The sequence below is a fragment of the Mycoplasma tracheobuteonis genome (assembly GCF_054456995.1).
This window is the reverse complement of the sequence record NZ_JBTKTG010000010.1, coordinates 14,132-35,086: the sequence shown is the minus strand read 5'-3', so window position 1 is coordinate 35,086 and position 20,955 is coordinate 14,132. Positions and strand designations below refer to the sequence as shown.

At 29.3% G+C, this 20,955-nt stretch carries 17 protein-coding genes; 6 read left to right on the top strand and 11 right to left on the bottom strand.

Features of this window, described 5'->3' with window-relative positions:
* The first annotated feature begins 160 nt into the window (after nucleotides 1–160).
* Nucleotides 161–1,204: a hypothetical protein gene (locus ACX1M8_RS02690; RefSeq protein WP_458835095.1), complete on the top strand. Its 1,044-nt coding sequence runs from the start codon at nucleotides 161–163 to the stop codon at nucleotides 1,202–1,204.
* A 113-nt stretch (nucleotides 1,205–1,317) separates the two neighbouring features.
* On the opposite strand, the gene ACX1M8_RS02685 is transcribed toward ACX1M8_RS02690, so the two are convergent.
* Nucleotides 1,318–2,634 carry a BTB/POZ domain-containing protein gene (locus ACX1M8_RS02685; protein ID WP_458835096.1) on the bottom strand — a complete coding sequence of 439 codons (1,317 nt, stop codon included), beginning with the start codon at nucleotides 2,632–2,634 and terminating at the stop codon, nucleotides 1,318–1,320.
* Nucleotides 2,635–2,748: 114 nt separating this feature from the next.
* The gene (locus ACX1M8_RS02680; protein WP_458807005.1) at nucleotides 2,749–3,723 is read right to left on the bottom strand and encodes a TMEM164 family acyltransferase; all 975 of its coding nucleotides are present in this window, start codon (nucleotides 3,721–3,723) and stop codon (nucleotides 2,749–2,751) included.
* Nucleotides 3,724–4,076: 353 nt separating this feature from the next.
* Between ACX1M8_RS02680 and ACX1M8_RS02675 the strand changes: the two genes are divergently transcribed.
* The 4 genes from ACX1M8_RS02675 to ACX1M8_RS02660 are packed head-to-tail and all read left to right on the top strand — an operon-like array spanning nucleotide 4,077 to nucleotide 7,933.
* Nucleotides 4,077–4,514 (top strand): division/cell wall cluster transcriptional repressor MraZ, encoded by a 438-nt coding sequence (locus ACX1M8_RS02675; protein WP_458616934.1) that lies wholly within the window; start codon nucleotides 4,077–4,079, stop codon nucleotides 4,512–4,514.
* On the top strand, nucleotides 4,498–5,409 hold the full coding sequence (rsmH, locus tag ACX1M8_RS02670) for a 16S rRNA (cytosine(1402)-N(4))-methyltransferase RsmH (protein WP_458836739.1): 912 nt from the start codon (nucleotides 4,498–4,500) through the stop codon (nucleotides 5,407–5,409). The genes ACX1M8_RS02675 and rsmH overlap by 17 nt, the downstream gene beginning before the upstream one ends.
* Before the next feature lie 38 nt (nucleotides 5,410–5,447).
* Nucleotides 5,448–6,659 (top strand): MAG3720 family protein, encoded by a 1,212-nt coding sequence (locus ACX1M8_RS02665; RefSeq protein ID WP_458836738.1) that lies wholly within the window; start codon nucleotides 5,448–5,450, stop codon nucleotides 6,657–6,659.
* An 8-nt stretch (nucleotides 6,660–6,667) separates the two neighbouring features.
* Nucleotides 6,668–7,933: a cell division protein FtsZ gene (locus tag ACX1M8_RS02660; RefSeq protein WP_458616927.1), complete on the top strand. Its 1,266-nt coding sequence runs from the start codon at nucleotides 6,668–6,670 to the stop codon at nucleotides 7,931–7,933.
* Nucleotides 7,934–8,100: 167 nt separating this feature from the next.
* Here ACX1M8_RS02660 and ACX1M8_RS02655 read toward each other — a convergent pair whose 3' ends face one another.
* From ACX1M8_RS02655 to ACX1M8_RS02635, 5 genes are all read right to left on the bottom strand, one after another.
* Nucleotides 8,101–9,804, bottom strand: coding sequence for a hypothetical protein (locus tag ACX1M8_RS02655; protein ID WP_458836737.1), 1,704 nt, complete (start codon nucleotides 9,802–9,804; stop codon nucleotides 8,101–8,103).
* Nucleotides 9,805–10,161: 357 nt separating this feature from the next.
* Complete coding sequence (gene gpmI / locus ACX1M8_RS02650) at nucleotides 10,162–11,667, bottom strand: 2,3-bisphosphoglycerate-independent phosphoglycerate mutase (protein ID WP_458835007.1); 1,506 nt, start codon at nucleotides 11,665–11,667, stop codon at nucleotides 10,162–10,164.
* 108 nt (nucleotides 11,668–11,775) lie between these two features.
* Nucleotides 11,776–12,960 (bottom strand): phosphoglycerate kinase, encoded by a 1,185-nt coding sequence (locus tag ACX1M8_RS02645; RefSeq protein WP_458616918.1) that lies wholly within the window; start codon nucleotides 12,958–12,960, stop codon nucleotides 11,776–11,778.
* 86 nt (nucleotides 12,961–13,046) lie between these two features.
* Nucleotides 13,047–14,150 carry a DUF3137 domain-containing protein gene (locus tag ACX1M8_RS02640; RefSeq protein WP_458836736.1) on the bottom strand — a complete coding sequence of 368 codons (1,104 nt, stop codon included), beginning with the start codon at nucleotides 14,148–14,150 and terminating at the stop codon, nucleotides 13,047–13,049.
* A 4-nt stretch (nucleotides 14,151–14,154) separates the two neighbouring features.
* Nucleotides 14,155–14,811 (bottom strand): LemA family protein, encoded by a 657-nt coding sequence (locus ACX1M8_RS02635; RefSeq protein WP_458798231.1) that lies wholly within the window; start codon nucleotides 14,809–14,811, stop codon nucleotides 14,155–14,157.
* Between the two features lie 243 nt (nucleotides 14,812–15,054).
* On the opposite strand from ACX1M8_RS02635, the gene trmB reads away from it, so the two are divergent.
* Nucleotides 15,055–15,663, top strand: coding sequence for a tRNA (guanosine(46)-N7)-methyltransferase TrmB (gene trmB, locus ACX1M8_RS02630; RefSeq protein WP_458836735.1), 609 nt, complete (start codon nucleotides 15,055–15,057; stop codon nucleotides 15,661–15,663).
* Nucleotides 15,664–15,709: 46 nt separating this feature from the next.
* Here trmB and ACX1M8_RS02625 read toward each other — a convergent pair whose 3' ends face one another.
* From ACX1M8_RS02625 to ACX1M8_RS02610, 4 genes are read right to left on the bottom strand one after another with little or no spacing between them, the layout of a single operon-like run.
* Entirely contained in the window at nucleotides 15,710–17,017 is a 1,308-nt protein-coding gene (locus ACX1M8_RS02625; protein WP_458616911.1) for a CNNM domain-containing protein, read from the bottom strand.
* A gap of 3 nt (nucleotides 17,018–17,020) precedes the next feature.
* Nucleotides 17,021–18,487: a DnaB-like helicase C-terminal domain-containing protein gene (locus ACX1M8_RS02620; RefSeq protein WP_458836734.1), complete on the bottom strand. Its 1,467-nt coding sequence runs from the start codon at nucleotides 18,485–18,487 to the stop codon at nucleotides 17,021–17,023.
* Entirely contained in the window at nucleotides 18,474–18,935 is a 462-nt protein-coding gene (gene rplI / locus ACX1M8_RS02615) for a 50S ribosomal protein L9 (RefSeq protein WP_458798144.1), read from the bottom strand. The genes ACX1M8_RS02620 and rplI overlap by 14 nt, the downstream gene beginning before the upstream one ends.
* Nucleotides 18,916–20,919 carry a GGDEF domain-containing protein gene (locus ACX1M8_RS02610; RefSeq protein WP_458616905.1) on the bottom strand — a complete coding sequence of 668 codons (2,004 nt, stop codon included), beginning with the start codon at nucleotides 20,917–20,919 and terminating at the stop codon, nucleotides 18,916–18,918. Before ACX1M8_RS02610 ends, rplI begins: the two co-directional genes overlap by 20 nt.
* Between the last annotated feature and the right edge of the window lie 36 nt (nucleotides 20,920–20,955).

Genomic DNA, 20,955 nt, shown 5'->3' with positions numbered 1-20,955 from the left:
TTTATAATATATCTACAAAAGATCGAAGTGATTACACAAAAATTGGTCTATTACCGAAAAATTAGAAAATTTTTATAAAAAAGTTACAATAATTTTCTTTTGCTTCTGCCAGTATATCCTACTAAATATAATTTAAACAGATAAGTAAATAGGAGGTTAAATGTACAGAATTATTATTTGGGATTTATTTGGTGGAGGATGCAATTCATTATCAAGATCTATTCAAAAATATAAATATGAAGACAATTATTTTATATATACATTTGATGTAGTAGATACTCATAAAGAAAGTTATCGTGGTCAATTAAGTGTTAACTTTCAAAGATATATAAATATAGATTTAAGTCAAGATAATATAATCGAGATATTTGAACAAATGATTAGAAATGGAGAAATAGACAAGCCTGATATCATAACGAGTTCTACCTTATGTCAATCATTTAGTAATGTTTTATCAATGACGGGTGGTGGAACTTGCTTCTGAAAACAAGAAATAAGAGGTGATAAAAATTCTCCTCTAGTCGAAAGAAGTGTAGAAGAGTTTGAAAAATTAAAATCAGGCTTTACTAAAAACCTTAAAGCAGATAAGCAGCTATTTATCAAACGTTTAGGAGAAAAATGTGCTATCAATTCAGTTAATCTTATAAAACATTTTAAGCCTAAATACTGATATATCGAAAATCCTCATAGTTCTATGCTGTTTCAATATTTAAGAGCTAATTTAAATTTTCAAGGAAATTTAAATATTGCTTGCTATGGCTCATATGATTTTCCCCAGAATAAATCAGGTGGTTTTTATTCTAATATAGAAATTCCTTTTAAAAAAGAGAGAAGAGAACGAACATATGAAACTCAATGAGAAGAAGTAACTAAAGAATATTATGATAATTGGATCACTCAAGTAAAAGAAAAAGCAAAAATTGGCGGAACCATGGATACTCGCCATGTAAAAATAATTGATGGTAAGTATTATAGAAGATGATATGTAGATAAAGGATACAAAATAGGAGATAAAGGTCATTGTTCATTGAAGAAAACGACTATGACACTGGGGAAATTAGCTAAAGGAAACTATGTACTCAAGACTAAAAATGATTTTGATACTAAGCAAATTGGAGAAGCTAATGAAACTTCACACATACCACCTTTAGTTTTCAAAGAAATCCTAGATAAATTTAAAGAAGATGAAAATAGTAGATCATAAGATATTTTAATTATTATATTTATCGTCATACCCATAATTTTTAAAACTTGCATATAGAGGCAAAAGTAAAATAAGCATATGAAAGCTCACTCTATTTAAGAATGAGCTTTAAATTATTTTAATTTATCAATATCCATAATTTTGCTATAGATTTGTGTGCTATTTCTATCTTCTGGATCAAATTTTCCATAAGTGCTGTAAAGAAGTTTGTTATCATATATAGCTAAACCTGAATATCCTGTATCTGCATTAGCTAATTCATCATCAAAACTTTTTGTACCTGAATCATAAGTTTGTCCTATCTTGAAGAGAAGTCCTTTACCATTTTTTATATTATCAAATGTTCCTACTCAAATCATAGGTCCGTATGAGTATATCTTCTTATTAAATACATTATTAAATAGTTTTGGTGAGATTTGTCTAAAGGAAATATAGAACTTACCATTATGGAAAATTGCTTTATGTCTTTCACCTGATAATGTATCAGGCAGTTCACCTAGATTTTTTCAGGTTTTAAAATTATCATTCGAATGAAGTAAGTACCCTTTAGCTTTACGACTGATGCTTCTAACAAGCATATAAGATTCACTAGGATTACTTGGATTTTGAATTATGCAAGGTTCAGAGAAATCATTAGTTCCCTCACTTACTTTAATTTCTATTGGTTGGCTTAATTCTAATTGTTCTTCATTGTTAAATGAAATAGTTGTTTGATAAATATTTCCTGCATAAGTATGGAAATATCCATTTCATTTATTAAGCAGTTTACCTTTATCATCTCTAAGTTGTACTAGAGTCGAAAATGCAACAATAGCATCTCAAACGCCATGGGAAACATTATACTTTTGTCTCTTAGCTCTAGGACCAAAGAAGTTTTCAAATGGTTTTCAGTTTTCTAAATCATTAGATAAAGAAATATCAATACCTTCTCCATTATTTATAACGGAATTTCATCCTGGTCTAGCACTTGCATATAGGTAGATTTTTTTATCTTCTATATAATTACCATTCTCATCGACTTTTTTAAGTTCAAATATTGTAGGTGTTTCTTGCAAGTAATCAAAATCCTTAGATAAATCCAAAGGTTTACTTCAGGTTTTACCAAGATCATAGCTCTTTTTAATTATTTGTTTACCTCTACCATGTCCTTGAACATATGCTATATAAAGTATAGGTTTACCATCTTGTATCTTTAACATATAATCTGGATGAGCATAATAATTACTTTGATCTTTATCACTCACTAAATATAATTGTTCTTCTTGTGGCGTGCTAGCATCAAAAGGTTTTGGCGAAGAGAAGTTATTAAACTTTAATTTAATTTTAGTTGGTTCAATATTAGCCATTATAAGTATTGTGATAAAGCTAACTCCAGCTATAGCACCTAAAGCAATTGAAGATGTAATAAAAAACTTTTTAAATCTACCCATTTTAAATCCTTTTTATATTAAATTTCCTCTAATTCAATTCTATAAAATTCTAAATAAAATATCTTAAATTTCTTTATCAAAAAACATCATATGTTTAGACATATGATGCGAGATTTAGGCTTTCTTAACTCTCTTCATTGAGCTAATAAATCCTTTAGAACTTTCTTGAATAGTTATAAATTTCTTCCCTTTGCCAAAACTGAATACTAAGCGATCTTGAAGATCGAAGATTCAAGCTGTAAAGAAGAAATAAATTACTCCAATAACACTAAGAGTGATTAAACTAAATGGTCAGTGAAGTAATGGTCCAAGTAAACTTGAGAAGCCATTGTATTCATCTAATCCTGTGTAGAAGTAGTTACTCTTTCATTCAATAGGTGCTAAGTTATCTGTAAAGGCATTTATCACAAATACCACAAGTAAGAATGATGCAAATAATTTACATTGATTAAATACATCAACTTTTGTTAATTTATATGGATATAGCACACTAACAACTGTTACTGAAACAATCATAAATACATGCAGTCCAACTAAATCATAGAAGTAAACATTATTTCAAGCTACATAATAAATGTGGCTTTTTCCTGCTGTAAAAGTTTCACCAAACGCAGTAAAACTTTCAGTTGGTGTGTAAATAATTTTTACATCAGGAATTGCTAAAGCAATAAAAGCTCCTAAATAAGCTGCTGAAGCAACATATTTAATAGCTCTAGGTTTATTAAATAATAAAATCACTCCGATACATAATCCAACTAAACGACAAAAATGTAGTGGAAGAGATTCTCAAATTCTAGGGTAGTGTGTTAACCCCATATTTAGTGAACGTAAAAACATTCCAAGTAAAAGTAGAAATCCTACGCAACGAATTAAAATTCCTTGCACTTTTACTGAAGGTTGATTCTTTTGTCATGAAGCATATATTTGTCTTTTAAAAATCCAAAATAAAGCAACAAATAAGACAGTTAGAACTAATACTATTTTCATTAAAAGTAATGTAATAGATAAGTTGCTCTCATAGTTTCCATTAGTACCAGTTCATGATAAAAATGAATGTTTGAGATATCAATACTTTTGTTCGATATTCATCGTTCCCTTTCTCAAAGATTTATTAATGTATAAATAACATTATATATTAAATTTGTAACCACTTATCTTTTAAAATGGTTGCAAAATTAAGCTTTTTATCAAAATATGGAATAAAATGTATTTTCCATATTTTGATAAATTTTTGCATTTTCATATTTTGCTAGAAAAATGCTTAATTTAGCTTAAATTTTATCAGTTTTTCCTATTTTTGCACTTATTAAAATCAGAAATAAGGCATTTTTATTTTTTCTACTACAAAAATCAAAAAAATAAAAGAAAATTTTTTGTTTTTTTGTTTATTGTAAACAATTAATGGTAGAATTATGGTGGATAGTGGGAGGAAGTGGTAAATTATGTATGGATCACAAACACGGAACATAGATGATAAAAACAGAGTAGTATTACCACCTGTTTTTAGAGACGAACTCGGAAGCAAGCTTTACATTACCATCGGTTTTGATGGCAATGCTGAAGTGCGTTCTCAAGAAGGTTTTCAATCATACATTGCTATGATTGAAAACAAATCTAGATTTGATGTTAAAACAAGAACATTAGCTAGATATATTTTTGGGAACACTTTTGAAGTCGTGTTAGATAACCAAAACAGAATTTCCCTACCTAAACCAATAATTGAAAAATTATCTATCCAAAAAGAAGTTATCTTTATCGGAGTAGGTTCAATTGTTGAACTATGAGCTAAAGAAAAATATGATGAAATTCAAAATCAATATACAGTGGAGGATATGGCAGAATTAGCACAATTCTTGTCTCAAGATGTCTCAGGAAAATAAATTACATTACTCAGTAATGCTAGAAGAAACTATCAACTCACTAGACATAAAACAAAATGGTACTTATGTTGATTTAACAGTTGGTATGGGAGGACACTCTTCTGCTATTCTAGCTAAAATACCACAAGGAAAATTAATTGCATTTGATAAGGATACATATGCCTTAGAACAATCTAAGAAAAGATTGCAAGCGATTGGAAATAACTTTACTCTAGTTAAAAGTGATTTTAAAGATATTAAAAATAAACTTCATGAACTAGGGATATATAAAGTAGATGGTATTATTGCTGATTTAGGAATTTCATCACCTCAAATAGATCAAGCCGAACGTGGATTTAGTTATAACAAAGATGCTAAATTAGATATGCGCATGAATCAAGAACAAGAACTAACTGCTTATGATGTAGTAAATTCATATTCCGAAGAGAACTTGGCTAACATTTTATGAAAATACGCTGATGTAAAACTTAATAAAAAAGTTGCGAAAGCCATCGTGAATGCTAGACCAATTTCAACTACCTTACAGTTAGTTGATGTTGTTAAATCTGCCTATCCTGCAGCTTTATTAAGACAAAAAAATCCAGCAAAAGCTATCTTTCAAGCAATTAGAATTGAAGTTAACAATGAGCTTGATTCTTTAAAACAATTATTACTTGATGCAACAGAATTATTAAATAAGGACGGAACATTAAGTATCATTACATTTCACTCACTTGAAGACAAAATGGTTAAAGACTTTATAAAGGATATAACCAAAAGTGATCTTCCAAGTAAAATGCCTGTTATGGAAGAAAAAAAATTCCTTGTTAAACAGGTTAAACCATCAAACAAAGAAATCGAAGAAAATAATCGCTCTCGGAGCGCTAAATTACGTGTAATAAAGAAATTAGTTTAATTTAACAATATTTAATAAGTTTTTGTATAGGAGTAGTTATGAATCAATTTTTTATAAACTTTCATATTAGAAGTGAAGAATGCACTGCTGCATTCGTAAAAAATACTAATGATAACTACTTAAATGTTAAATTAAACACAGCTAACACAATTTCTTATTCTCATATCGAAGAACTAGTAGCTTGACATGATCAAATCATTGCTCAAGTTAAAGATGTCGTAAAAAAAGAATTTGTAACATTAAATTATGTTTTTGATGATAATTTATTTCCTAATTTAGAGCAAAAAATTATGGTAAATAAATTAAATTGTCAAAATACTAGTTGCGATTCTAAAATCTTGGCTGAATTATTTAATAAAAAAAATTCAACCCTTATGCAAGCTAATGTTTTAGAAGACTTTTTAACAAGTTCTCCTATAAACTATATGATGCAAAAAAATGAAATCATCAAGGAATATAAAGATATTCCTCAAAATCGTGTAGCAGAGACTATCACACAATACTTATCAGTTTTCAAAACAAACCTTAATCCTGTTTCACTTAATGATTTCAAAGCTGTTTTTTCAGCTAACATACCAAATTGCAAAACAAATTACTTCTTACAAAGTCAAGTAGTAGCATCAAGCATGAAAAGTATTCCTACTGCAAGCCTAGTGGTAGATATACAAGCTGACTACATAAGCTTCTTTGTAGTGAAAAATGGAGCTATTTTAACATACAAAAAGCTTCCTTTAGGTTATAACTTACTTGATAATAATAACCAACTTAATAATTTAGAAATTATTAAGTATCAAATCAAAAATAACACAGCAAACGTTGAAAACGAAGTGGTGGAAGAAAGCCTAATTCCTACACTTAAAGGTATTTTCAAGCAATACAGTGCATTTAAAAATTCATTATTAAATGAATTATTAAAATACACTATTATCAGTTTCAAAAATCCTCTTATAATTCAATTAAGCCATATTGCATTTACTGGTCAACTTGCATGAATGGTTAAGGATATCGAAGAAACATTCTTCACTCGTTTCAACAAACACAATATGACAATTCAAAGCCTTGAAAATGTCAACAACTTTAGATTATTTACAATCCAAGATGCAATCCTAGAACAAGTTGTTCTTAACACAAACAACCAAAAATTAGAAAGCATTCAAAACAATACTGTTTTAAGCAAAATAGATTATATGCATCCTAAATCAAAAAACAATATTTTCAATAAACTTATAGGTTTATTACACTTTAGATAGGAGATAAAATGAACAACGAATTAAACAATATCAATAACGCATCTTATAAAACAGCTATATCCCTAAAGGTCATAGGGGTAGGTGGAGCTGGAAACAATGCAGTTAACATGATGTTTAATGAAGATCTTCCAAATGTCGATTTTATAGTTGCTAATACAGATCTTCAATCACTCGAAAAAAGTGTATGTAATCATAAAGTGCCTTTAGGAAAAGAAAATAGAGGTTTTGGAGCAGGATCAGATCCTAAATTAGGAGCTAAAGCAGTTGATGAATCAACACAAGAAGTCAAAGAAGCCTTAAAAGATGCTGATGTTGTAATCATCACAGCTGGATTTGGTGGTGGAACCGGAACAGGTTCTAGCCCAAAAATTGCTCAAATCGCTAAAGAAAATGGAGCATTAACAATTGGTCTAGTTACAACTCCATTTATTTACGAAGGTCAAAACAGAATGAATGTTGCATTAAATGGGATTGAAGAGCTTAAGAAAAATGTTGACTCATATATTGTGTTATCAAACGAAAAATTATCAGATGAAAATCCTGACGTTCCATTTGCTGAATCACTTAAATTATCAAACGTAACCTTAAAAAATATTATCTTTGCAATTCACGATGTGCTAAATCGTGTCGGAACAATCAACATTGATTTCGCAGACATTAAGCACGCTTTAAAAGATGCAGGACTTACTATTGTTGGTATTGGTCAAGCTTCTGGTGAAAATCGTGCTGAAAAAGCTGTTAAAAAAGCCTTTGAAACAAACTTATATGAATATGATATCAAGAATGCATCTAAGCTTCTTATTAACATACAACACGACAAAATGGTTACAAATAAAGATATAAGAAAAGCTGTATCAACAGTACACGAAATGCTATCAGGTCAAGGTGGATTTATCAATGATTGCAAAATTGGTCAAGAAATCGTTGAACTTGATAACAATGCACAAATTTTCAAAGTTTCTATTATTGCTAGTGGTGTAGATGCAAATGTACCAAAAGAGCAAGAAGAAATGGTAGAAGAACATAAAACTTCTAAAATCGATGCAATTGCAGACTTGCAACCTGAAATTGAAGATGTAGAAGATGAATTAGTTCAAAAAGAAATTGAAATGGAAATGACAAAAGAAACATTACAAGAAGAATCAGAATCATTACTTCGCACTGCTGAGGCAAATAAATATGCTCAAACAAAAGAATTAAACTCATACTTTGATATCGATGATAGTTCTTTATTAGATGAACAAGAAGAAAGCAGTTGATTTATTAGTAAATAAGTCGATGTCATGAAGACTTTCTAAGTTTAATTACTTTCCTTGTTAACACAGTCTGCCAATAAATGGTAGACTGTTTTAATTTGCTTTAGGTTTGCAATCATTGCTAAATGCTTAAGGCTAATTTCTAAAGCATACAAAAATGCCCTATTACTAGAGCATTCTGTGCTTTATTTACCTTTTAGCAATTTGTCTATTTCAGGTATTTGAGTATTATGCAATGTAGCAAGATCATAAGGTCTATTGTTTAAATAAGCATTACTAATATTTTTATCTAAGTTTTTTGTTAGTATTCCTATATATCTATCTCGATTTTCAGGTAAATCGGGTTCAAATGAACTATAGGTTTGATATTCTAATGACTTAATAAAATCACTTGGAACTTTATTTATTATAAATTCTGCTTGATTATCGCCTTCCACGATTAGAGGAATAATAAATTCGTATATTTTAATAGGTTCATTTGAAGCAACATATGAATTATCTAAGCTTGTCTTATTAGTTTTTAAGGAATCATATACTTGATTAATGTATTTTTCAGCATCACTTGTTTTATTAGCATATCTGTCAAATTGTTCGCTAAAAATCTTTTTATAATTTGATTCAAAAGTATCAAATGTTGTATGCGTATCATATTTTATATATGCTTGATGTTTTTTAGGATGATAATTAATAAAAATTTTATTTTCTAGCCCGTCAACCATATAAATTTCTGGTTTTAAGTTTCCATATTCAACATTAACTGGAATAGAGATTTTGTAAAATCTTACATTAGTATTTAATTCTTCTAGTTTACTTATTTCTAGTTCTTCATTGTAATCCTTAAGAATATTTACTTTATCAAAATAAGTTTCAAAATTTTTACTTAAAACACTATCTTTTAGAGCTATTAGAGCTTGATGCATATGATTTGATAGTTTATTATCATTGAGCAATGTAGAAAGCTCAGAATTTGTATAAGTTACTTCTTGAACCGTATATTCATTTATAGCTTGCACAAATTGATTATTATGTAAATATGATAAAGGAGCATTAAATTCAGGATCTTTTACCTTAGCAAGAAATTCTATCTTATTGTTTCAAGCTGTACTTAAAGCATTAGATTGATTTAATTCATAATTTGGGTAAAGTTTATTAAAGATTTCTTCTTCAACATTTCAAGATGGTGTCATTTTAGCTTTTTCTTTTTTGCTTTCCAAGTCGATTAAACTAAGCGATTCAAGTGAATCTAACCCGTATTTTCTATTTGCTAAAACAAGTTCTTTATGTTCTTTGCTATATTGGCTTAAATCTAACTTCTTTTGATTTTCTAGTATTTGTTGTAAGAAATTAATTTTCTTTGCTTCTTCAGTAGAAGTAAAATGTTTAATATCATCAGCTGATAAATCAAGTTTTTTGTATAGAGGAATTTGTTTTGACTTTCAAACAAACGATTGAGTCGGAACTAGTTCAGGCTTGTTACTATTTGCATTTTCTTTTTTGATAAAGAAACAATCATCACTATTCATATATTTTAAGTAATTGTTGACTAAATTAATATTTATTCAAGCAGTTTTATTTATAGTTCCATCGTTGTTATAAATTTTTGGATTTCTATTTATCGTATGAATTATTAAATTTAATGATTTTAAATAGTTTACAGGTAAATAGTAATATTTTTCATTTTGTGCAGGCACAAATTTAAGGATCGCTTTATTTAATTCATCAAGGTTGAAATTTTTGTCAGGATTAGCTCACAGTTTTTCTTTAATTCCATTAACCTTACTTAAATTATCATTAATTTCTCCTTTTTCAAGTTGCTGACAAGATACAAGTGAGCAAAGTGGTAATACAGATATAGTTCCTAATAAAGTGTATTTTCAAATCTTTTTCATAGCATTTTCCTATTCATTTATTTTAAGCAAGCCTTTAACATCTGTGATTTCATCCATATACTTAAAGCAATATTCTTTAAAACAGATTTTAAGCCCGTTAAATACTGGCATTTAAATATTATTAAATATGTATATTTTGATTATATTCTTATTTGTATAAAAATTATGATAATTATGTAATATGTGGAAATTTCCATATTCAATATTTAACAAATTTTTAGTTCAGTGCGTAGTTTGGAAGAAAAAGAAGCTACATTAAACAGTAGCTTCGTATTATTAATTTATTCATATATTTAGTTAAGTTTTAGTATCTTTAAGATCTATATTCAAAAGTAAGTCGGTAATATATTTATCTTATTATTTAATTAAAAGAGATGGTTCATCCATTTCTTTAGGTTGTGCTACATGGATGTAATCAAGCACTGTAGGAGCTACATTAGCTAGTTTACCATCGGCTAATTTAACGCTTTTATCACTACATACTAGCATTACAGGGCTTGATGTATGTTTTGTAGCTGGTTTACCATTAGCATCTTCTGTAATTTCAGCATTACCATGGTCAGCTGTAATAAAGATTGTAACATCGTTTTCTTCAGCTCATTTAATAACTCTAGCAATTTGACTATCTAAAAACTCAACAGCCTTAATTGCAGCTTGTAGATTTCCTGTATGTCCAACCATATCAGGGTTTGCATAATTCATAATTGTTACATCAAAATCTAAAGCATTAGCTAATAATTCATCAGTAATACCTTGAGCAGACATTTGTGGAGCATCAGCATATGATTCAACTTTTAATGAATCAACCATAATACGTTTTGAGTTTTTAAACTCAATATCGTTACCACCATCCATAAAGTATGTAACGTGTGCATATTTTTGAGTTTCAGCTATTCTTAATTGTTTTAATCCAGCTTGTTCTAATACTCTACCAATAGGCATTGTAATTTGCATTTCATCAAAAGCAATAATTGTGTTGATTCCTTCGTATTTCATCATTGAAACGAATTTATCAATATTTCTAGGGTGCATAGGTTTTACATCGTATAAAGGTGATCCAATAAATAAGTGTGTTAATTGTCTTGCTCTATCAGGTCTAAAGTTGAAGAAGATAATTGAATCTCCATCTTGGACAAAGGCATTTTGGTTTAAGTTAGCATTTACAGCAGGTACAAAGAATTCGTCACTAATATCTTGTGAGTATTGTTCTTCAACATATTGAGTAGCTGAAGTAAATTTTCTTTCTGAATTTCCTAAAATTGCTTCATAAGCTTTTTCAACTCTATCAAACATTGAGTCTCTATCCATTGCGTAGAATCTTCCTGAAATTGAAGCAATATTGTATCCATATTCTTTACATAATGCTTCTAATTTTTCAAATGAAGCTTTAATGCTTCTAGGAGCTACATCACGCCCATCGCCAAAAGCATGAACTGAAACATTTTTAACTCCGTGTTCATGTGCAGATTTTAATAATTCAAATAAGTGATCTTCAAGTGAGTGTACACCACCTGGAGAAAGAAGTCCCATTACATGAAGTGTTTTATTATTTTCTTTAACAGCGTTGAAAGCTTCTAAAAAGGCTTTATTTTCATTATATGTTCCATCATCTAAAGCTTTTTGGATTAATGATAATCCTGTGTAAACTACAGTTCCAGCACCAATGTTAAGGTGTCCAACTTCTGAGTTACCCATTTGTCCTTTAGGAAGTCCTACAAATTCTCCTGAAGCTTGTAGAACTGAATTAGGGTAATTAGCTAATAAATTATCAAATGTAGGTGTATTAGCTAAAGCAAAAGCATTCCCTTGTTTTTCTGCTCTAAGTCCTAATCCATCTATAACTATAAGTACAGTTTTTTTCATTATTTCTCCTTTAAAATTAATTAAAAAAATTATATTGTTTTTACTTAAATATGTAAACAAAAAAGCTATAAATATCAAAAAATAAGAAGCTTTCGCTTCTTACATATATTATTTATCTTGAACTGCTTCTACACCTGGTAATTTAAGTCCTTGAAGTAATTCAAGTGAAGCACCACCACCTGTAGAAACGTGTGTGAATTTATCTTCCATTCCTAGTTTTTCAACAGCAGCAACAGAGTCACCTCCACCTACTACTGAGTAAGCACCTTTAAGTTGTGCGATTGATTCACAAACAGCAAGTGTACCTTTTTCGTAGTTAACAAATTCAGCAACTCCCATAGGTCCATTTCAAACAACTGTTTTAGCATCTTTTAATGCATCCTTGATGTTTGCAATTGATTTAGGTCCTAAGTCTAGTCCCATAAATCCATCTTTAATTGAACCTTCTTGGAATTCAGGTTCTACATCTTTAAATTCTTTAGCACATGCATGGTCTACTGGTAAGATAACTTTATCTCCATATTTAGCTAAAAATTCTTTTGCAAGTTCTACATAGTCATTTTCAACTAATGATGTACCTGTTGTTTCACCTTTAGCAGCCATAAATGTGTAAGCCATAGCTCCACCAATGATCATTTTATCTGCGATTTTAGCTAAGTTTTCTAATACTTGAATTTTGTCTGAAACTTTAGCTCCACCAATGATTGCTACATATGGGTGTTCTGGGTTTGTAATTACTTTGTTTAATGATTCAACTTCTTTTTGCATTAAGTATCCAAGTGCAGATTCTTTAATGTTTGAAGAAATTCCAACGTTTGAAGCGTGAGCTCTATGAGCTGTTCCGAATGCATCATTAATAAATACATCACCTAAAGAAGCTCAGTATGCACCAAGTTCTGGATTGTTTTTTGATTCAGCTTTGTCATTTAAGTCTTCAAAACGTGTGTTTTCAACTAAAACAACATCACCAGGTTGCATTTTTGCAACTGTTTTTTCTAATAATTCACCTCTTGTTTCAGGCACAAATGTAACTGGACGTTGTAATTGGTTTGCTAATTCAACAGCAACTGGTCTAAGTGTTTTTGAAGCTAAATCTTCAGCTGATTTAATTCTTCCTAAGTGAGAGAATAAAATAACTTTTCCACCTTCAGCAATAATTTTGTTAATTGTTGGTAAAGCAGAAACAATTCTTTTTGTTGATGTAATAACACCATCTTTTACTGGTACGTTAAAATCAACTCTAACTAATACTTTTTTTCCTTTTAAATTAAGGTCATCAATTGTTTTTTTCATCGATATCTCCTCTATGTTATTTTTTGAAATTATATTTTATTTTCAATAAAATATATTAAAAAATATAGCTTTTTATTGCTATATTTCTAATATAAGTAGTTTGGAATGTAAACTAGTTCAAGTAAAAAGTAAAGTGAAAAAATATCTTTTAAAACATCAATATAAATTGCTTGAGTTACTTTTTCTGGTTTTGTTGCATATGTTGGTACATCTATGATTCCAAATCCTTGAGGTGAGATAAATGACATATAAATTAAATCATTATCTGCTTCTAGTTTTATATATTGAGTACTTGTAAATTTGAAGTTTTTCTTTCACATATTGGTTAGATTTTCCATCGCCAATGGTGTAAACATAACACGAGCTTTTAATTCATCATCACTCTTTAATTTGAAAATTTTATTAAATTCAGGATTTTCGAGTTTAATCTTCTTCATTTTGTCGTCAAAACTTCCAAAATATGAAAAAGTTGCTCAATGTTTTGGATCAAGTGCTCTTGCATCGATTTTTAGTAATGTAGCATAATAATGCGTTTCATGACGTTGTATATTACCTCTTGAATCAGTAGTTGTAGTTTCATATATTCAGTGTGTATTAGAAAAGTGAGTTGGGTACTTTTGATCAATAATTAAAGTTTGACAAGGTTTTGCCTCTACTAATCTAGAACCTTTTGGAATACATGAAGGTATGCAGTTTTTATATTCTGTCGTTGTAAATACACGAGAGTTAGGGTCATATGAATATTTGATTCCAGCACTTGGATCATAATAGTCATTACCTTTAAAACTTCAATTAGGTTGTAGTATATTAATAGCCATTTTATAAATTTCATCTCTAGAAGTCTTATTGCGAATCATTGTAGAGATTGCTTTAGCTGCGTTTAAAGCTTTTGCTAAGTAGACTGATGCACAAATTAAAGCTATTAATGTAAAAAATGCAAATACTATACCAGCAATTACTCCAGCGCTATTATCATAAATAAGGCATGGAATAAGAACACTTAGAGTAATAGCTAGTAATCCTAAAGTAACTGAGCCAATAATGATGAAGAGTTTTCAGCACTTTTTATATTTATCATATAAAGGTGTTCGAAAACACTCATTGACTATTTTTTGAATAGATGGTAAAACCTTTGCATCAGCTTCACTTTTGAAGTCTTGATAGTTTAAATAGTCTGCAACACGTTTCATTGAACTATAATCCTAATTCATTCATATCAACATCTTGTCTAGCTTTAGCTGAAGCTTGGAATAGAGGAGTTGTTGATAATTGCATGTTTGATGAGACAACATTGTCTGGTCAAGTCATAATTTTCATGTTAAAGGCGTTAGCTTTTGAGTTGTATAGTCTTCTGGCAGCAGCAATTTCTCTTTCAAGGTAAACTGTTTCTTCCATAAGTTCTTTGTATAAGCTATCTGCTTTAAGTTCTGGATAGTTTTCACCAACAGCCATTAAACGACCAAAAATTGAGTTGTTTAAGCTTTCGATTTCTTGGCTGTTAGCAGCTGTATTACCTGCTAAAGTTAATGAACGTAATTTAGCAACATCTTCAAATACTTTTTCTTCGTGGATTTTGTAAGATTTTACTTGTAATACAATTTTGTTCAAGGTATCTGAACGTTTTTGTAATTGTGTATCAATTCCTGATGCAGCTTCATTGATTTCGTTTTGCATTCTAAGGAATTTGTTTCTGCAAATGATATATCAGATAATTGGAATAATCAATATAAATGATATATAAACAACAACTTTAGCTGCAGTTGATGCTTTAGCTAGAACTGGTGTATTGTCTGCAACCGGTTCTAAACCTTGTGGGTTTTTTACTTCTGAATTATTAAATAAATTTGACATAATTTCTCCTTTAATTTAATTATAAATACTTTTTTAAATATAGGTAAAAAACACTATAGACTAAAAAAGCTTATTTTATAGGATATTTAAGTATTAATATCTACATTTAAGACTAAAACAAAAACTAAAATAAATAATATTTTTTGTTTGATTTGATTTTGCATCAAATCAAGGCAAAATTTTAAAGTAGTTTTAAGTTAAGTTTTGATTTAGAGAAGTAAAAATATCTTTTATAATTGTTGCATGAGACTTAGATTTGATAAAAATGCAGAAGGAAACTTAAATGCTTCTGAATACTTAATAAAAGAATTTCCAATGAAGCTAAATGCAGGTGATGTTTTAGAAATTGGAGCTGGTAAAGGTGAAATGATAGCAAAACTTGCTAAAGCAAATCCTGATACTAAATATATCGCTTTTGAAAAGTATCCTACAGTGGCAAATAAAATTCTTAAGAAAATTAATGAAATGGGTTTAAAAAATCTCTTTATCGTTACTAAAGATGCTGCTAATTTAAATGAATTATTCACAGGAAATATTGATACTATTTGATTAACCTTCTCAGATCCATGACCTAAAAACGCTCATGAAAAAAGAAGATTAACCTACAAAACATTTTTAGATCAATATAAAGAATTACTTTCAAAAGATGGTGTGCTTTTATTCAAAACTGATAACGATAAGTTATTTGAATATTCACTAGAATCATTAGTTGCTAATAATTGAAAAGTTCTTGATTTTACACGTGATTTACATGCATCTAAATATAATGCTAATAATGTGCAAACTGGTTATGAAGAAAAGTGATCAGCTAAAGGGAAGAACATTAATTTCTTAATTGCAAAACCAAATTAAAAACGTACTTGTAACCTATGCAAGTACGTTTTTCATCATTTGGGTATTAAATTTTATTTACTTCAACAAAGGCTGAAAACTTCTTGTTTTTAACGATTTCAACCACTTTGAAGGTAACTTCATTATCAAGTGTATAACGAGCATTTTTATATAAACGTTTAGCCCCTGTACGTTTTAATAAAAAGCTTCGTAAATCCATGTCTTCTTCATCAGGTGAGATTAATTCATCATCAATTTCAAGTTGTTTGAATAAATCACTCATTTTTACATTAGATTGCACACGTGCTTTTTCTAATGAAACTTCATAAATTTCCTCATCATCATCAAACTCATCATAAATTTCACCAACGATTTCTTCGATAATATCTTCGATAGTAATGATACCTAAAACATCTGTGCTGTTGTTGTTTTCGACAACAAAAGCCATTTGAGCACGTGCTGATCTCATCTTTTCTAATGCACTAGATAAGATTGAGTTAGCTGATACTAAAGGAACATGTTTCATATAGTCGATAATTCTACCTTTTTTAAGGTTAAAAATATCTTTTAAAAGAACTATTCCTATCAATTGTCCATCTTTTTCTACCGGTAGTCTAGAATAATTAGTTTCTTTAAAGACTTGTAAAGCATCAGCTATATTACTTTTTGAAGATATAGTCGTTACATCTTTAAGTCTAATATAGTGTTGTGAAACTTTTGTTGAGTCAAGATCTAAAGCATTTTGAGCAAGAATACTTTCTCCAGTTTGAAGCACTCCTTCTTCTTGAGCTAAAGATAACATTGATTTAATATCTTCTTCTGAGTTAGTAACATAAACATTTTTTGAAAGTTTACTTATAGGATATGTTAATGGGAAAAATAAGATAAACATAATTTCATTAAAGATACAGAATATGCTTAAGTATTTTTCTGGATGACTTTTAGCTATTAATTTAGGAGTAATTTCTCCAAACAGTACAAGAATAGGAGTTACTATAACAGTTGAAATAATAACTGTTGTAGGATCACCTTCAGCAAAATAAAGTGAAAGTACATAAGAAGTTAGAGCTGATGAAGCAACATTTACAAGGTTATTACCTATTAAAATAGTACTTAAAAGCTGATTGTATTTTTTAACTTGCTTATTGATTAGATTTGCAAATCTTTTTTTCTTTTCAACCATATCATATAGCTTTGAAGGCGAAATTGTACTATAAGCAGTTTCAGATCCTGAAAAAATGCTACTTAATAAGAACAATATAATAAGTACAGCAGCTACAATTCCTGTAATTAAAGGTTTATTCATCTGTGAGGTAGTTGTAGTTGCTTTTGAAATAGTATCTAAATTAGTTATAAGACTGGAATAACTGTCCATAATTTAATATCTGTTCCCTTCTTTTTCATCAGTAAATTTAACATATTTACCAGTGTAAATTAATGTATCACTTCCAGGTTGTCCATTTCTGTTTTTCGCTATTGTAACAACAACTGGAATGTGTTCGTTTTTGTTTGATTCTTCTTCAGAAATACCTTTTTTAAGAGGTTTTCTATTTAAGAAAATAACTGCATCAGCATCTTGTTCAATTTGCCCTGATTCACGGAGGTCATTAAGTTGAGGACGCTTGTCTTCTCTATTTTCAACACTACGTGATAGCTGTGAAAGTGCAATAATAGGTATTTTTAATTCAAGTGCTAATGTTTTTAAAGAACGTGAAATTGTGGCAACTTCATTTTGTCTATTACCACTTGCATCACCGGCTGAAAGTAATTGTAAGTAGTCGATCACAACTAAATCAAGCTTACCTTCAAGGTTTTTCATTAAGTGTCGTATTTTAAAGATAATTTCAGTGATATTGCTTTTTGGTTCATCATCAAACCAAATAACACTATCTTTTTTCATGTTTTCAATAGTGTGGAAGAGTTTTAAAGCATCATCACTACTATTAATTAATTTAGGATTTTGAATTTTGTATAGTTCTATACCACTTGCTGTTGATAGATATCTGCTTGTTAGTTCACTTGTAGGCATTTCAAGTGAAATAAAGGCTACGTTTTTAACTTCACCTTTCATGTTAGCCTCATCAATAACATTTTTAGAAATGTTAAGTGCTAAAGCAGTTTTACCAACTCCAGGTCTAGCAGCTAGAATAATAAGTTGTCCTGGTTTAATCCCTTTGATATATTTATCAATTGCATAAAACCCTGTGTATAAGTAGTTTTCGTCATGAGCCTTATTTTGTAGGATTGCATTTATACGTTCAGCTAGTTGGAACGCAGCTTCATCAAGAGGGATAAATTCAGAATTTTTAATAGACATATTGTTATTTGTAACAATAAAGTTTTGTAGATCCTGAATACTTGTATCTCAATTTATCTCTTTATTATGTCCGAATGCTTTAACATATTCGCTATAAAAAGATTCAAGATTACGCATTTTTTGTAATTCGATTAATTTTTCAATATTACTTACAAAATTGTCTTCATTATAGAATGAAGAAGCAATTTTGTTTAATACAGCTAGTGATAAAGCACTATATTCAAATTCTGTATTATGTGACTCAATAAGTTTTTTAACATCATTGTAATCAAAAGTAATTGCTTTATTTTTAGAAGCACTACGAGTAGTTTTTATAAGCTTAAAAAGTTGATAATATGCTTGATTAAAGAAAGCTTGTGGTGTTAGGTAATCAAAGGCTAATCCTTGCTTATCCAAGTCGTTAAGCATATTACTTAAGGTTTCTCTTTCACCACTTTCATTATAGAATAAAGTGTCTTTTAGGGGCATTAATTCACTGGAGATATTGCGATATTGCTTATCTTCGAAAAATCTTCTACTTCTTGACATGTTTAATAGTAATTTCTACTCTAATGTTAGCTTTAATATCTTTATAAAGCACAGCTTCAACATCGTGTGGGCCTTCTGAAACTAAATGAACTTTACTTAAAGCATGCTTGTCTAATTTGTATCCTAAAGCTGTTAATTTTTTATCAACATCTTTAGTTGATATTGAACCATGAACGTTTAAGTTTCCATTTGCATCAGTATTAGCTTCTAATGTATATTTAAGTACTAATTTTTCTAATTCTTCTTTTAGTTCTAAAGCTTTAGTTCTGTTTTCATGTTCTGTTGCTACTAAATTGTTTAATCTTTTGTTTAGTTGATGTATTGTTTGATCGTTGTATGGAACACCAAATCCATTTTTAATTAAATAGTTTGAACCGTATCCGTTTGATACTTCAACTATTGTGTTTGCTTTTCCATCTTTACAATCTTTAATTAATATTACTTTCATCTTTAATCTCTCTTTCACTTGTAATAATTGCGTGTCTGATGTTATCTACAAAAGTTTCTAGATCTTCATCAGAGACAGCTGCAGCAGTTGAGAAGTGACCTCCACCTCCAACTTGTTCACATATAATTTGCACGTTAGTACCAATACCTCTAGCACTAAGTTTGTATAATTTTGTTCCTTTTAATCGAGCTACTACAAAGCTTGCTACACGACCTTTAATTTTTAAAATTTCGTTAGCAGCCATTGAAATAACGTCGTTTGAAACTTCTAAATCACAATAAGCAAGGAAATATCCTTTCTTAACTTCTTGAGTATTGCTTAAAATCTCTTGAATTTGTTCTTCGGTTTCATCATCTATTTTTAGTAAATTTCCTGCTTTAACAACATTTGCGCCTTTAGCTTCTAGCCAAGCACTGGCTTCAAAAGTACGTGTTGTTACAGATTTTGAAAATTGAGCTGTATCGAGGAAAATACCACTTAAAAGTAATTGTGAACATAATTGGGATATGTTAAGTTTATAATCCATAAATGTCATAATTTCAGTCACAATTTCTGAAGCAGAGGAAGCTGTTGTATCAATGTAAATATTTGTGATAGGACAATAATCAATACTTTTTCCAACTCTGTGATGGTCAAAGACAAAGATATTGTTTCTAGCAGCATTTATAATTACATCTTTGTTGTCTGTTCTAGCTGGATCTGAGTTATCAACTAAAACAACAAGTGTGTTTCCATCAGTTATCTTAGTTGCATGTGCTGGCTTGATAAAGATTTTTTCATCAAAGCCATTAGCCTTAAGTTCTTCTAAATACTTTTCAGTAGTTTGATCAAATGTTACATTACAGATGTAGGCTTTTTTACCAAAGCTTCGAGCAATTTCTACTACTGCATAAGCTGAACCTAGAGCATCTAAGTCTGCTAGCCGGTGCCCGTATACTATAACTTGATGAATTGTATCTTCTTCAAGACGTTTAGCAAATTCTATAGCAACTGACTTAATCTTAGTCTTATTGTTATTAGACATAATTTCACTATTTGAACCAAAGTAAACAGCTTGCTGAGTGTTTGAGAAAATAGCAATCTGATCACCACCTCTGTTTTGAGCTTGCACTAATGCTTTTTTAGCTTGCTCAAGTTTTTCTTTAAGCGAAGACCATCCTCTAGCAAATCCCACACTAAGTGAGAGTTTGTTAATTGATGGATCCTTGATATTTTGGTGGATATTAGTGAATAATGAAAAATTATCTTTAGACATCTCTTGGAGAGATTTTTCATTAGTAATAACAACAAACTTACCATTTGTATATTGACGATAAATCAAGTTGTATTTTTCCATATATTCTTTAATAGTGTCGATAACAATCTTGTTAATTAAGAAGATTTGTTCTTCAGATAAGATTGATTGATACATTTGATAGTTATCGATTTCAATTTCCCCAACTACAGGTTTTTGTTCTCATGATTCCACTTTAAATAAGTGTTCTGTAGTAATATCACGGATAACAATAGTATTTGATAAAGGCCAGAATTGAGCTTCATAAATATTTTTGTTATTGTAGAACTCAACTTTAGTTTGGTTCATATCAATTTCTTTTTTGTAGTTATCATCAATCTTTTGGAAGAATTGATTTACTGATACATTAATAAAATCTTTATGGAACTTGTTTTTAATAAAGTTACTTGTTCACACAATATTTTGATTAATATCATAAATAATTAATCCAATATTGTTGTTAGTCATAATCTTTTCCAAGAATCCATTAAATGATTTATTAATTAGTTCACGTGATTTAGCAAAGTTATAGATTGCAAAATATAGCAGCATAATAACAATACCAAGCACGACGAACATTCCTAAAATAACTAGAATACTTGACAATAAATCAGTTTTTAGTTGTACTAATGCTCAAATTAACAGGATAAACATAATCACAAATAAAGTGATTAATCCTGAATAAATTCACACTTTTTGTTTTTTCCTCATCAGCTTCCTTTCAATATTATTTAAATTATAAATTAA